This is a genomic window from Heyndrickxia sp. FW510-T9, from assembly GCF_058781025.1.
Map to the genome: position 1 here is coordinate 1 of NZ_JBYSWK010000058.1, position 15030 is coordinate 15030.

A 15030-nucleotide genomic window follows, 5' to 3' on the forward strand; every position below is an offset into this window, starting at 1 on the left:
TTAAAGCTAGAGCCATTAAGCTAAAAAGATTAGAATTAAATCTTTTCGAAAAACAACAATCTTTGCGAAAACAGCCTAAAAAAAATACCAGAATTGGATTGACATAAACCACACAATAACGTAATTTATTATTAGATAGTTGCAAATAATGAAATAAGACAAGAAAATTTAGTTTATATAAAGGAGTTTATTTTATGTTAGGTGTCGTTCTTAACTAATCCGTAATTTCATACGGTCATTCTTTTTACACATAACGTTCCTTGTAAAAAATCTTAAAAAGGATACGTTTATTTGAGTTGCGTAAAAGAATGAATGTTAAGGACGCATTCATAGCACATAGAAGATCTCTACGGAGCTATGTCTATTGGACATAGTATTTTTTTTACTCGTAGATAGATTAAGACTGAATTTTCTTTGTCTTATTTAAAGATTCTATAGCCGCAGAATGAACATAGCGTTCAATCTGCGGTTTTTTATATTTTAGGAGGAAGAACATTGAATCAACATACATTTACGATATTAGAATTTAATCGAATTAAAGAAGAAGCTGCGCATTTTGCATTAACAGATTTAGGGAAAGAGCAAATAAATAAAATTATGCCTTCTTACAATAAAAAACAAATTATTTCTTTGTTGGACGAAGTAAGTGAGGCAGTGGAAATATTGAAGAAAAGTTCGAGTGTACCTATTTCAGGTTTAAATGGGATTGATCAAATTTTACAGCAATTAAATAAAGGAATGACATTACGTCCCGACCAATTCATGAAGCTTATCGATTTTTTATCATGTTGTAAAAAATTAAAAAGTTTTATGAAGGATAAAGAATTTTTGGCACCAAGAGTTTCCGCTTATGTGTACAGCATTGAAGATCTGCCTGGCTTGCTTGAAGAATTAGAAAGAAGTATTCGTAACGGAATGGTGGATGACTACGCAAGCAAAGAACTGTTAAAGGTAAGAAAACAAATCAGCATTTTACAAGACCGATTAAAGGAAAAGGTCCAGCACATCGTAAAGTCGAATAAATATAAATCTTATATACAAGAAGCGATCGTAAGTGAACGTAATGGCAGATATGCTATTCCAATAAAAAAAGAATATAAGGGGAAATTTCCTGGTGCTGTATTAGATACATCTGCATCTGGTTCCACATTATATATTGAGCCTGTTGAGATTGCTGTGTATCAGGATGAAATCAATGTATATAAAGCGTATGAAGAAGCAGAGATAGAAAGGATTTTGATCTATTTAACAGGACTAGTAGAAGCGCATCAAGTCCAAATTCGATTAGCTGTAGAGACAATGGTTCATTATGATGTTTTATTCGCGAAAGCAAAGTATTCACGTGTTATGAATGGGAGAAGTGTTGAAATTAATGAGTTGCATTATATTCATTTAAAAGAAGCGAGACATCCATTATTAGGTACTAATGCAGTACCATTAACCATTGAAATCGGAAAGGATTATCATGCATTGGTTATTACTGGTCCCAATACTGGTGGAAAAACTGTAACCATCAAAACAGTTGGCTTGTTAATATTAATGGCTCAATCTGGATTTCATGTGCCAGTGGACGAAGGAAGTCATATCAGTATTTTTCAAAAAGTATTGCTAGATATTGGCGATGGTCAAAGCATCGAACAAAACCTAAGTACTTTTAGTTCTCATTTGAAAAATATTATCCATCTATTAGAAGAAGCAAATGACCATAGCCTTGTCCTACTGGATGAGCTGGGATCAGGTACAGACCCCGGGGAAGGAATGGGTTTGGCTACAGCTCTTCTTAAACGTTTCTTTCTAAAAGGAACTTGTATGTTAGCAACAACCCATAGTGAAATTAAAGATTTTGCTGATCGGGAAGAAGGTTTTATAAATGGTGCAATGGAATTTGATATGGAGACATTAAAGCCAACCTATCGCTTAATGATTGGAAAAGGTGGAGAAAGTCAGGCATTTGCTATTGCTTTAAAATTAGGGATGCACCCGGAAATTATTGAAGAGGCTCATAAAATTACGTATAAAGAAGAAAAAATTTATTCATTCCATGTTGAGGATCCTTTTAGAAAGAAAGCGATGGATAAGCAAATAGCTGTTCAGCGACATATTAGACAAAATAAAACAGAGAATGTCGTCAATAAAACACCGTTATTCATACAGGGGGATAATGTTCGAATTCTTGTGACAGGAGAGTTTGGCATTGTGTACAAAGGTCCAGATTCGATGGGCAATTATATTGTACAGGTAAAGGAAGAAAAACGTACCTACAACCAAAAACGTTTAAAACTATATATTGCAGCGAAGGAATTATATCCAGAGGATTATGACTTCGATATCATATTTGAAACGAAGGAAAACAGAAAAAAGAGCATAGTAATGGAAAAAAGACATACAGAAGGTTTAGTGATTGAAAGGCGGCAAGAGAAGGAATGATCAATTAATTAGAAATTGAATAATTTCCTCCATCTAACGAAAAATAAGATGACGATTTAAAATATGGAGGAATGAATCATGGAAGCAAAACGTGTTAAACAAATTCTCTCATCTTCCGCCGATATTGAAGTGAAATATCAAGGCCAATCTATTTGGATTGATGAGTTAGATGAAGGTGGATCCCTTGCGACCGTTCGTTTAAGGGGACCACTCGAGGAACGATCACAAGTGGCAATTACAGATTTAATAGAAGAATAGGGAAATAAATAGCACCCGCTTTTGGAAGCGGGTATGTTTTTGGTATTAAGTTTCACTTTTTTTCCAAAGGGAATGAAGTAGGTATATACTTAATATAGACAAGAAAATACGATATAAAAAATTTTAGGGGGAATCGGTATGTATCTCGAAAAGATATATATTAATGGAGAGTGGTTGGCAACGGAAGGCAGTATTGAAGTATTTAATCCAGCGACGAAGGAAAGAATCGGTGCAGTTCCAAATGGGGGAGAAAAGGAAGCCGAGCTTGCTGTGTCAGCCGCATATGCAGCATTATCAAGCTGGTCTAAATTAACTGCTGCAGAACGAAGCAAATATCTTATGAAGTGGTCACACTTAATTGATGAAAATTTAAATATACTGGCAGAAATTATGACAAATGAACAAGGAAAGCCGCTTCAAGAGGCTAGAGGAGAAATTGCCTATGCAAATGATTATATTATTTGGTATGCAGAGGAAGCGAAGCGAATTTACGGAGAAACTATTCCTGCATCACACCCTAATAAGCGAATTTTTGTGCAAAAACAACCGATTGGTGTCGTTGCGGCAATAACACCTTGGAATTTCCCAGCTGCTATGATTACAAGAAAAATTGCACCAGCTTTAGCTGCAGGTTGTACAACGGTTCTAAAACCTTCAGAGGAAACACCTTTTACTGCATTAAAGTTGGTAGAATTAGCTGAACTAGCGGGAATTCCAAGAGGAGTTATTAATATTGTTACAGGTGATGCACCTACCATCGCAAACGTATGGCAAAAAGATCGTCGTGTTCGCAAAATTACATTTACAGGTTCTACAGAGGTTGGAAAATTATTAATGCGTGGAGCAGCAGAAACGGTTAAGAAGGTCTCGCTAGAATTAGGTGGACATGCTCCGTTTATTGTGACGGCTAATGCGGATCTTGATAAGGCAGTAGATGGTGCAATATCATCAAAATATAGAAATGCTGGACAAACATGCGTTTGTACAAATCGAATTTATGTGGATAAAAAAATTGTAAAGGAATTCACCCAAAAATTTGCCGAAAAAGTATCTAATTTAAGGGTTGGAAACGGTTTGCATGATAAGGTTTCTATTGGTCCGTTAATCAATCAAGATGCAATGGATAAGGTAAGCAAACATATTGAGGATGCGATTCAAAAAGGTGGAACTGTATTTGTTGGAGGAAATCCATTAAAAGAAATGGATGGGTACTTTTTCGAACCTACTGTTATTACAAATGCATCTGATGATATGTTCTGTATGTATGAAGAGACTTTTGGACCACTTGCTCCAATCGCTTCTTTTGACACAGTAGAAGAAGTTGTGGAAAGAGCAAATAATACACCTTATGGATTAGCGGCATATGTATTTACAGAGAATATTAAGGAAGCAATTCAGATTGCTGAAAGCTTGGAATACGGAATAATCGGCTTAAACGACGGTGCCCCATCCGCAGCTCAAGCACCGTTTGGTGGATTCAAAGAAAGTGGTTTGGGACGTGAAGGAAGCCATTTTGGTATTGAAGATTATTTAGAAATCAAATATATTTCACTTGGGTTATAAGATCCAAAACGGATAACCTATTATTCGACATATTCATGATTTATACTAATCGAATTTGTCAGAATATGCGCTTACCTGGGAAATGCTATATAAGAAAAAATAGATATAATGTAGGGAATCGTCATCATTTTCTCCTCTTAGAAATATGATAATCATGATAAAGATGGAGGTGAGAGGATGGCGGTTGTTAAAGCTACTGATTCTGATATTGCGCTTTTAGCAAGATTACTAAGAGCGGAGGCAGAAGGTGAAGGGACATTAGGAATGATGCTGGTCGGCAACGTTGGAATAAATCGAATTCGATCAAATTGTTCTGATTTCAAAGGATTACGAACTATTCCGCAAATGGTATATCAGCCACATGCATTCGAAGCTGTTATACATGGTTATTTTTATCAACGTGCCAGGGATAAAGAAAAAACTTTAGCACGTCGAGCAATAAATGGTGAGTACCATTGGCCAGCGAAGTATAGCTTATGGTATTTTAAGCCACCAGGTGATTGTCCGCAACAATGGTATAATCAACCATTAGTAGGAAGATATAAATTGCATTGCTTTTTCGAACCTACTGCAGAAGAATGTCAAAATGTATATAATACCTTCTAAAAATATTTCTTGAGCCTGTTTCATTTTGGGGCTCTTTTTCTTTTGCTTATTTATGAATATCTTTTTGATGAAAATACAAAATAAAAAGGATGTTTGATTATTACTTGGAGGGATGAACAATGATGCAAAATCAGCAAGGACAAACACATCAAAATATACACACCGGTAATATACCTCAGCAAATGAATCATGGTGGACATGAGGTTCTTGATGTTGGAGAGGTATTATCGGGATCGATAGGCACTATGGATCAGTACACTTTATTAAAGCAACATGTAAAAGATCAAGAATTATTAGGAATACTTGATCGTCAATATCAATTTATGCAGCAGGAATATAACACGACTGTTGATTGTTTTAAAACTGGACAAGATCCATCCATACCAACCCAAAGCTATAAAATGACACAAAACAATGATTTTATATACGGTTTAACACCGTCTCAACCGAAGAAGCCAGTACAATCTGCAGGAGAATTAACAGATGAATGTGTATCTGGCATGATGCTAGGTGCAGTTAAATCCTCGGCAAGCATGAAAACAATGGCAGCAATGGAAACGACTAATCCTGTTGTACGCAGAGTTCTTGCTGATTCGATTCCTAACTGTATTGAAATGGCGTATGAATTATCCTTATACCAAAACAAACATCATTATTACCAAGTTCCACAATTTACAGCAGGGGATATGCAACAAATGTCGAATGCATATGCACCTGCAATCGGACAGCAAACGCAAATGCCTAATAATAATATGACTCACTAAGCTACAAAAAAAGCTTATCCGTAATGGGTAGAATTCAGTGTAGAAAAAAGCCGTAAAGATGTTGATATAATAGCATTTTTGCGGTTTTTCTCATACATCACTTAAATAGGTGAATTTTTTATATATAATTTTGGCGTTACCTGATTACCAGGATAAAAAAAGCTACTTTCAAATAGTATTAATGTCCGAAACACAAGGCAAGTATAGAAAAGGGTAATCAAAAAGCAGGCAATTAACTAATTCTCCTTGTTTATAGTTATATTGTCTAACATGTAATTATTTGAGGAGGAGTTATAGAAATGGATAGGCCATTCATGGAAAATGAAGGTTTCGGGGTGAGAATCTAGGTTATGAAGGAGTGAGGTTTTATATACACTTTTTCATTTTCTAGAAGGAATTCTATATAAATCTTGTCAAGGATTGATAAATCAAGCAATATTTGTTAATTAATTTTAATAAAGGCAAATTTCTAGCTTTTTTCTTTAGGTAAGGTTTTTATTATCCTTACTAGTGATGAAAACGTAAAATAACCCTGTTAATGTTTGTGTAACTAAAAAAATTGGAAATGAATACGTTAATTTATAATTATGTTGATAAGTAAGGATATGAAGAAGTGTAAAAATCCATTGTATTGTAATGCCCAAGAGTGCCCAAAAGGTGATATAGAAAATAAAAGTTAGTTTGTTAATGTGTAGCAGGTTATAAAAATACATAAATAAATATCCAAATGGTGCAAATAACGAATAATAGAACAAGTCGAATAATTCATAGTGGTTAGTATCATTTTGTCTGTAAAAATCTAAAATACCTCCACCTAGAGTAAAGTCAAATAACATTCCAGTTGCCAAGCCAAGTAGCAAACTTAAACAAGCTACTTCATTATTTAGCCTTTTGGGTAAGAGAAATATTAATATGTAACTAATAATATTAAAGATAATAAGAGCTACTTCGTTTATATTAAAGTTTCCAATCCAAATCATTTAATTTTTTTCTCCTTTTAGAATTAATGAGTGGTAACAATAAAGAACAAAATAACCAAAAGAGTATAAAAAGATAAAATATATATAATCAAAAAGCAAATTCCAATTATGAAAATTCACGACATTAAGTCTAAGTAAAACAATTTTTATTAGGATTAATACAAATGAGGAAATAAGTATACCAATAACTTTTTTTATAATTGTCAGGTTTTTAGGAATACTGTTTATTCCCATTAAAACTAATGTAGGGATAATAATAGTCAGATATATAACATAAGCGGTATAATTCAATGGTAATTTAGAATATGTAATAAATTTAAATTCATCATAAATAATCCAACTATAGTTAATATTTATGATAAATACACAAAATAATATTGCTGAATTTTCCAGTTTAGAAAACAGTTTATTCTTAGCATTAAATGCTGTTATACATATCAATGCTATATAAAAAATAATTGAAAATGCCAATGATAGATCACATCCTTTTGTTGTCACATTCTTACTATTTAGGATTTCAAAAATAGGAAGATTTATGTAATTAAAATTTACCGTATTGTTCTGTTTACTCATTTTTAAATAGAGCCTTTTATTTGTAGAAGAGCATAGTTAATTTCAAACTATCTTTGTTTAGCTCCTGTACTGGTGGATTTTTACTTTTCCCCTCTACAATAAGTAAACATCGACACATCCCTCCCGTGTTTCTTAATTCTGACATCGAAAGCAATGAAATACCTACCCCGTTTTGGGCAGGCGCTCCCGCTTTTCTTATTATCAAAAATGTAAGCTTTTACATAAAATATTGGTATGACATTGGTTTAGTACTTTCCTATATTGTGAAAAATATTATTTAGGAAGAAATATTAACTTCCTAGAAAATAATAAGGTTTTTGTGAGGTGTATCTGGCTTGAACATAGAACAGGCGATTGAAGTCTTAGACCAAATGCGCCTACCGAACGGAGCATATATAGCAAGCCCTTCTAAAGATTACAGTTATGTTTGGATTCGTGATGTATTCTATTCGACATTACCGTTTCTCCATACACAATCAGATCGTTTTGAAAAAGCTTATCATGCATTATTTGATCTGTTTAAACGGTATGAATGGAAAATAGATATTCATACAAAAAATAAACCAAAATATTTATACGAATTTATACATTCACGCTATTCTGTGGATTTAGAGGAAATGGATGTAGAGTGGGGGCACGCCCAAAATGATGCAATCGGCGCATTTTTGTGGGGAGTAGGCGAAGGTGTTAGGAATGGTCAAAAGGTCATCAGGGATGAAGATGACATTAGAATTATACAAAAGCTTGTCGATTATTTAGAGTGTCTGGAATATTGGAAGGCCGAGGATAATGGTATGTGGGAAGAAAATATGGAATTGCATTCCTCCAGTATTGGCGCTTGTGTAGCGGGTTTAAATGCAGTGAAAATGCTAGTCGAAGTAAATCCAGAGCTTATTTCAAATGGTGAGAAGACGCTAAGGTTTTTGCTCCCAAGAGAAAGTATGACGAAGGAAACTGATTTGGCTTTATTATCCTTAATTTTCCCGTATCGAATCGTTGATCGACTAACAGCTCTTGTTATTTTGGAAAATGTGGTAAATAGACTTGAACGTCCCAATGGATGTATTCGCTATCTTCACGACCAGTACTATAATGAGGGCAGTGAAGCAGAATGGTGTTTCGGATTTCCTTGGCTTGGATTATGTTATATGGAAGTAGGAATGTTTCATAAAGCGAAAGAATATCGATTGAAAACGGAAAGAATCATTTCGGAAAACTGGGAGATTCCCGAATTATTTATCGGAGGCAGCAATATACCTAATGGAAATACTCCGCTTGCTTGGGCTGTATCTTTATCATATTTGTTCTTAAAACAAATAAGAAATACAGATATTAATAGAAATGCATTTTTTTCTACATCGAATGAAGTATAATAAAGATTTCGCTCTTTCTCTTAATGGGAAGAGCGTTTATTTTTGCCTTATTTGATGGAACTCTATAGAAATGTAATTTGTTCTTGTCAAAACTAGACATGTTTCGTGGAAGGATATTTAAACGTATTCCTAGAAAGTATGGTTATTCTACTTTGATGTGCTAAAGTGCCGGAAAGGAATGTTAATCCACGTGGTACTTTATCTTAGTATTAAACCTTTACTCGATTTGAGTAATAATGCAAAGAAAGCAAGTCATAAGTTGGTTTTATAAATATTTGGAGGTGACATAATGGCTACCAACGTAGTCTCGACATCGTTTTCACCCGAATTTGATTTACATCTTTTTCATGAAGGAAATTTACATGAAGGGTATAAACTATTTGGTGCACATGTAACGGAAATCAAAGGAATAATAGGTGTTCGCTTCTTAGTTTGGGCACCAAATGCTCTTAGCATCTCGGTAGTAGGAGATTTCAACGGTTGGGATGGTTCAAATCATAAAATGGAACGAATTCAGCATTCTGGAACTTGGGTTTTGTTTATACCAAACTTGGGAGAAGGCGATTTATATAAGTATGAACTACATACTCCACACGGTGAAAAAATATTGAAAGCGGATCCATTTGCCTTTTACTCTGAAAAGCGTCCGGACACAGCATCTATTATCTACGCACTAAATAAATATGAATGGGAAGATCATAAATGGATGGAAACTAGAAAAAAGAAAGATGTCTACAATAAACCTATGCTCATTTATGAAGTCCATCTCGGCTCATGGAGAAAAAAGTCAGATGGGGATTTTTACACCTATCAGGAACTGGTCGATATCTTACTATATCATGTCATTCAAAGTGGTTTTACCCATATCGAAATCATGCCAATCATGGAACACCCATTTGATCGCTCATGGGGATATCAAATAACCGGATATTTTTCTGCAACAAGTCGTTACGGTACACCGGAAGATTTGATGTATTTCATTGACCAATGCCATCAAAGGAATATTGGCGTGATTTTAGATTGGGTTCCGGTTCATTTTTGCAAGGATGCTCATGGTTTAGGACGCTTTGACGGGACTCCTTTATATGAGTCATTTGATCCTTTAAAAGCAGAAAGGCCAAATTGGGGTACCTATAATTTTGATTTTGAAAAGCGTGAAGTTCATAGTTTCCTTCTATCCAATGCCATGTTTTGGCTAGATGTATATCATGTTGACGGTTTTCGAATAGATGCCGTTTCATCCATGATTTATTTGAATCATGATAACCATATGAATGTAACATTAAAGAATAAACATAGCGGAGAAGAAAACCTGGAGGGAATTCAATTTTTAAAATCCCTAAATGAATCGGTTTTTCAAAAATATCCTGGAGTTTTGATGATGGCAGAAGAAGCAACTGCTTATCCGCTTGTAAGTAAACCAACCTATTCCGGTGGTCTAGGCTTTAATTATAAATGGAATATGGGATGGGCAAATGATATTTTGCGTTATATGCAGTTAGATATGCATGAGAGAAAATATCATCATGATTTACTTACATTTTCTTTCTTTTATACGTTTTCGGAAAACTTTGTTCTTCCCTTTTCACATGATGAAGTTGTTTATGGGAAGCGATCTTTATTAAATAAAATGCCAGGTGATTATGAACAGAAATTTGCCAATCTTCGCTTACTTTATGGTTATTACATGACCCATCCTGGGAAAAAACTTTTATTTATGGGATCCGAGTTTGCTCAGTTTGACGAGTGGAAGGATCTAACAGAGTTGGATTGGAATCTATTTGTTTATGAATCTCATTCTAATTTTTACCATTATCTTGTTCAATTGAATCAATTTTACAAAAATGTGTCATGTTTGTGGAGACTTGATCATGATTCAGACGGTTTCGCATGGGTGGACCCGAATAATAAAACACAAAGTATCATAGTTTTTATTAGAAAGGGAAAACGCAAAGGAGATTATTGTATTGTTGTATGTAATTTTTCAGATACCCCATACAATGGCTTTCGTATTGGGGTTCCGTCGTATGGAAACTATTTAGAAGTATTTAATAGTGATGATTGCTCATTTGGAGGGTCTGGACAATGTAATAAGCAGTCAATAAAAGCAGAAAGAACACCTTTTCATCAACAACCATTCAGTATGGAAATTACTGTCCCTTCACTTGGAATGACCATATTCATGAAGGAAACAAAAAAGCGACGGAAGGATGTTATGAATAATGGGATCAAAAAAATGGATAGCAATGTTATTAGCGGGAGGACAGGGAACTAGATTAGGAGAATTAACGAATGCGATTGCAAAACCAGCTGTTCCTTTTGGGGGGAAATATCGAATCATCGATTTTACATTAAGTAATTGCACTCATTCTGGAATTGATACAGTAGGAGTTCTGACTCAGTATGAACCACATTTATTAAATGACTATGTAGGAAATGGGAGAGCATGGGATTTAGATAGGAATTTTGGAGGTGTAACAGTTCTTCCGCCTTATTGGGGAAAAGAAGGAGGGAAATGGTATAAGGGAACAGCAAATGCCGTGTATCAAAATAATCAATATATCGACCAATATAATCCGGAATACGTTCTAGTTATTTCCGGAGATCATATTTACAAAATGGATTACAAGCGCTTATTGGAGTATCACATTGAGAAAGGCTCACAGACAACGATAGCCGTTATTAAAGTTCCATGGCAAGAGGCAAGCCGTTTTGGAATTATGAATACAAGTGAGTCGAAAAAGATTCTGGAATTTGAAGAAAAACCGCAATTTCCGAAGAACAATCTAGCTTCAATGGGGGTATACCTATTTAATTGGAAATTATTAAAGCAATATTTAATAGAGGATGAGGAAGATGATACGTCATCCAACGATTTTGGCAAGAATATTATTCCCAAAATGTTGGCGGATGGGGTTAATATGTACGCCTATCAATTTAATGGGTATTGGAAGGACGTCGGGACGATACGCAGCTTATGGGAAGCGCATATGGATCTATTAGGTGAAACGCCAGCCTTTTCCTTAAATGATTCACGGTGGAATATTTATGCAGGTAATGCTAATCATCCGCCGCAATTCATTGCATCAGAAGGAGTTGTAAAGCAGTCGCTAGTGAATGAAGGGTGCTGCATTTTTGGTCATGTGGAACATTCTGTTTTATCTTATAATGTCCAGGTTGGTAATGGATCGACTATCAATAATTCGGTCATTATGCCTGATGTGACAATTGGTAATAACGTGACTATTGACCGAGCCATTATTGCGTCCAATACAGTTATTGAAGATGGTACTGTTATTGGTTCTACTAACGAAGAAGATGAAATTACATTAATTGGTGATAATCAAACACTTTCTTTTCAATTGAAAGAAGTACTTTAAAGCGTATGAAGGGACGATGAACGATGGATAGTGTAGTTGGAATTATTAATCTAATAAATGAAAAGAATTTTTTAAAGGAATTAACATACAATCGTTGCATAGCCTCCGTCCCTTTTGCCGGACGCTACCGCCTAATTGATTTTACTTTATCTAATTTTATCCATGCCGGGATAAAATCTGTCGCTGTTATTACAAAGGAAAAGTACCGATCTGTAATGGATCATTTAGGATCTGGTAAGGAATGGGATCTTGACCGACGTACAGGGGGATTATTTATTTTACCTCCGATACGCCCTGAAAAAGAAATAAAAGGAGATCTTCAGCAGTTTCATGACCATATTGAATTTTTCCAGAGATCGGCAGCCGATACGGTAATCATTACACCGGGTCATCAAGTTAGTAAAATGGATTTTACAGATATTATTCGCGAGCATCGAAATAAGAAAGCACATATAACGGTAGTATATAAAAAATATGATGGAACTCCTGTACAAAAGCCGATTTATCATCGTTGTACCGTTGAAAATACTGGGGTCATTAGCGATATTGATTTATATACATTTCCGCGAACTGGCCAGGACATTTGTTTAGAAACTTATATTATTAACAAATATATTTTAATCGATTTAATTAAGAAGTGTACAGATAATGATGAATATGACTTTTTAAAAGATATTGTGAAGGCAAACTTGAATAAACTATTGATTACTGGCTATGAATTCGTGGGCAGTATGCCATTTATTCATTCGATTGAAAGCTTTCACAATAGTAATATGGCATTTCTAAATAGGGATTTTGCTAGTTCATTTTTCCAAGATAATTGGGCAGTATTTACGAAGATTAAGCACGAAGCACCAGCTAAATATTCCGCCTCAGCCAGCGTTTCGAATTCACTAATTGCAAATGGTTGTGAAATCGAAGGAACAGTCGAAAATAGCATTATATTTCGGGGAGTAAAAGTGAAAAAGGGTGCTTTCGTAAAAAACAGTATCATTATGCAAAAAGGAGAAATTGAAGAAGGTGCATTTGTTAATCAGGTGATTACTGATAAACAAGTAAAAATAACGAAAGATCGAGTCGTAACTGGGGACAACCGACCAAAAGTAATTAAAAAAGCAGAAATTATTTAATGGAGGTCGGTGAGATGAATATTTTATTTGCTGCATCAGAATGTGCCCCTTTTATCAAAACAGGTGGTCTTGGTGATGTAATTGGGGCTCTGCCAAAAGCATTGAAAAAAGAAGGTGTCAATGTAAGTGTGATTTTGCCGAAATACGGTGATTTGCCCAATTATTATAGAGAGCAAATGGAAATAATAACTTCTATTCAAGTACCTGTGGGTTGGAGACGCCATTATTGCGGGATTGAACTTATAGAATATGATGGAATTCATTACTATTTTCTTGATAATGAGTATTATTTTAAAAGGCATGGGAGCTATGGATTCTTTGACGACGGTGAACGTTTTGCCTTTTTCTCGAGGGCTGTCTTAGAAGCAATTCCTTTTTTAAGCGAAAAGCCAAAAATCATCCATTGTCATGATTGGCAAACTGGGCTAATTAGTGTTTTGCTGAAAGCACACTATAAAAATCATCCTTTATATAAAAATATCAAGACAGTATTTACCATCCACAATTTACGCTATCAAGGCAATTATCCAAAAACAGTGTTGGCGGATTTGTTAGATTTAAGTGAGTTGTATTTTCATATGGATGGTTTGGAATATCACGGAAATGTCAGTTATATAAAAGCAGGGCTTGCCTATGCAGATTATTTGACAACTGTAAGTCCGAAATATGCAGAAGAAATTCAAATGCCTTTTTACGGGGAAGGATTGGATGGCTTCTTGCGAAAACAAAGTAGTAATCTTATTGGAATTATTAATGGATTAGACTATGAATTATATGATCCGAAAAAGGATGAACATATTTTCACAAGATTTTCTGATTATGACGGAAAAATGCTAAACAAGGCAATGCTGCAAGAGGAATTATGTTTGTCAGTTGCTCGAGATGTTCCTATTATCTCAATGGTTACTAGATTAGTAGATCAAAAGGGAATCGACTTAGTTCTGCATGTTATACATGAAACCATGAGTCTGAATGTCCAATTGATTGTACTCGGAACCGGTGAGGAACGTTATGAAAATGCTTTAGAGCAACTTGCTGAAAAGTATCAGGGAAAAATATCATATCATCCTTATTTTGATGAAAACCTTGCCAGAAAAATTTATGCGGGTTCCGATTTGTTTTTGATGCCTTCACAGTTTGAGCCATGTGGAATTGGCCAACTTTTAGCAATGAGATATGGCACATTGCCGATAGTAAGAGAAACTGGTGGGCTTTCTGACACAGTAATTCCCTATAACGAATTTACAGATGAGGGCTACGCCTTTAGTTTCCAGAATTACAATGCCCATGATATGCTGTACACAATAGAAAGAGCGGTATGGTTATTTCGTTTTCAACCGAATAAATGGAAAGAGCTAGTTAGTAGAGTAATGGAACTAGATTTTAGCTGGGAAGCTTCTTCATTGCAATATAAAGCAATTTATGAAGGACTTATGCAGAATGAGTTGGTTTGGGTTTAATGTTGGATTTAATAGACATGTGCGGAGATTGTTTCGTGCATGTTTTTTTATTGGATGTTTAATAATTCCCTGTATATTCCAAATGAAGAGCGATTGCTTGTAATATAGTTAAATATTATCCTTTAGAGCCTTCCAAAAGGACATTTCACCAGAGAAATAATTCAAACATGTCCTTTAGAGGCATTCAAAAGGACACTTCACTAGGCAAACAAAGCAAATGTGTCCTTTAGAGGCATTCAAAAGGACACTTCACCAGAGAAACAAAGCAAATGTGTCCTTTAGAGGCAATCAAAAGGACACTTCACCAGAGAAACAAAGCAAACATGTCCTTTAGAGGCAATCAAAAGGACACTTCACTAGAGAAACAAAGCAAACATGTCCTTTAGAGGCAATCAAAAGGACACTTCACCAGAGAAACAAAGCAAACATGTCCTTTAGAGGCAATCAAAAGGACACTTCACTAGAGAAACAAAGCAAACATGTCCTTTAGAGGCAATCAAAAGGACACTTCACCAG

11 protein-coding genes are annotated in these 15030 nt (G+C 34.9%); 10 read left to right on the forward strand and 1 reads right to left on the reverse strand.

The window, feature by feature from the left end; all coding sequences use genetic code 11:
* Positions 1 to 495 precede the first annotated feature (495 nt).
* The 5 genes from AC3WJF_RS19945 (at position 496) to AC3WJF_RS19965 (ending at position 5618) form a co-directional block, all read left to right on the forward strand.
* Positions 496 to 2427: an endonuclease MutS2 gene (locus AC3WJF_RS19945; protein WP_492455353.1), complete on the forward strand. Its 1932-nt coding sequence runs from the start codon at positions 496 to 498 to the stop codon at positions 2425 to 2427.
* A gap of 78 nt (positions 2428 to 2505) precedes the next feature.
* Positions 2506 to 2685 (forward strand): H-type small acid-soluble spore protein, encoded by a 180-nt coding sequence (locus tag AC3WJF_RS19950; protein ID WP_492455355.1) that lies wholly within the window; start codon positions 2506 to 2508, stop codon positions 2683 to 2685.
* Between the two features lie 138 nt (positions 2686 to 2823).
* Positions 2824 to 4248, forward strand: coding sequence for an NAD-dependent succinate-semialdehyde dehydrogenase (locus tag AC3WJF_RS19955; protein ID WP_492455357.1), 1425 nt, complete (start codon positions 2824 to 2826; stop codon positions 4246 to 4248).
* A 177-nt stretch (positions 4249 to 4425) separates the two neighbouring features.
* Entirely contained in the window at positions 4426 to 4854 is a 429-nt protein-coding gene (locus AC3WJF_RS19960) for a cell wall hydrolase (protein ID WP_492455359.1), read from the forward strand.
* 122 nt (positions 4855 to 4976) lie between these two features.
* On the forward strand, positions 4977 to 5618 hold the full coding sequence (locus AC3WJF_RS19965) for a spore coat protein (protein WP_492455386.1): 642 nt from the start codon (positions 4977 to 4979) through the stop codon (positions 5616 to 5618).
* A gap of 482 nt (positions 5619 to 6100) precedes the next feature.
* On the opposite strand, the gene AC3WJF_RS19970 is transcribed toward AC3WJF_RS19965, so the two are convergent.
* Positions 6101 to 6598: a hypothetical protein gene (locus AC3WJF_RS19970; RefSeq protein ID WP_492455361.1), complete on the reverse strand. Its 498-nt coding sequence runs from the start codon at positions 6596 to 6598 to the stop codon at positions 6101 to 6103.
* A 908-nt stretch (positions 6599 to 7506) separates the two neighbouring features.
* Here AC3WJF_RS19970 and AC3WJF_RS19975 point away from each other — a divergent pair.
* The 5 genes from AC3WJF_RS19975 to glgA all read left to right on the forward strand — a co-directional run bounded on the left by AC3WJF_RS19975 (position 7507) and on the right by glgA (position 14514).
* A complete protein-coding gene (locus AC3WJF_RS19975) occupies positions 7507 to 8544 on the forward strand; it encodes a glycoside hydrolase family 15 protein (RefSeq protein ID WP_492455362.1) in 1038 nt (345 codons plus the stop codon).
* 289 nt (positions 8545 to 8833) lie between these two features.
* Entirely contained in the window at positions 8834 to 10819 is a 1986-nt protein-coding gene (gene glgB / locus AC3WJF_RS19980) for a 1,4-alpha-glucan branching protein GlgB (RefSeq protein ID WP_492455364.1), read from the forward strand.
* The gene (locus AC3WJF_RS19985; protein WP_492455366.1) at positions 10767 to 11924 is read left to right on the forward strand and encodes a glucose-1-phosphate adenylyltransferase; all 1158 of its coding nucleotides are present in this window, start codon (positions 10767 to 10769) and stop codon (positions 11922 to 11924) included. The genes glgB and AC3WJF_RS19985 overlap by 53 nt, the downstream gene beginning before the upstream one ends.
* 23 nt (positions 11925 to 11947) lie before the next feature.
* A complete protein-coding gene (glgD, locus tag AC3WJF_RS19990) occupies positions 11948 to 13054 on the forward strand; it encodes a glucose-1-phosphate adenylyltransferase subunit GlgD (RefSeq protein WP_492455367.1) in 1107 nt (368 codons plus the stop codon).
* A 14-nt stretch (positions 13055 to 13068) separates the two neighbouring features.
* Positions 13069 to 14514, forward strand: a complete 1446-nt coding sequence (gene glgA, locus AC3WJF_RS19995) for a glycogen synthase GlgA (RefSeq protein ID WP_492455369.1) — start codon at positions 13069 to 13071, stop codon at positions 14512 to 14514.
* Positions 14515 to 15030 lie beyond the last annotated feature (516 nt).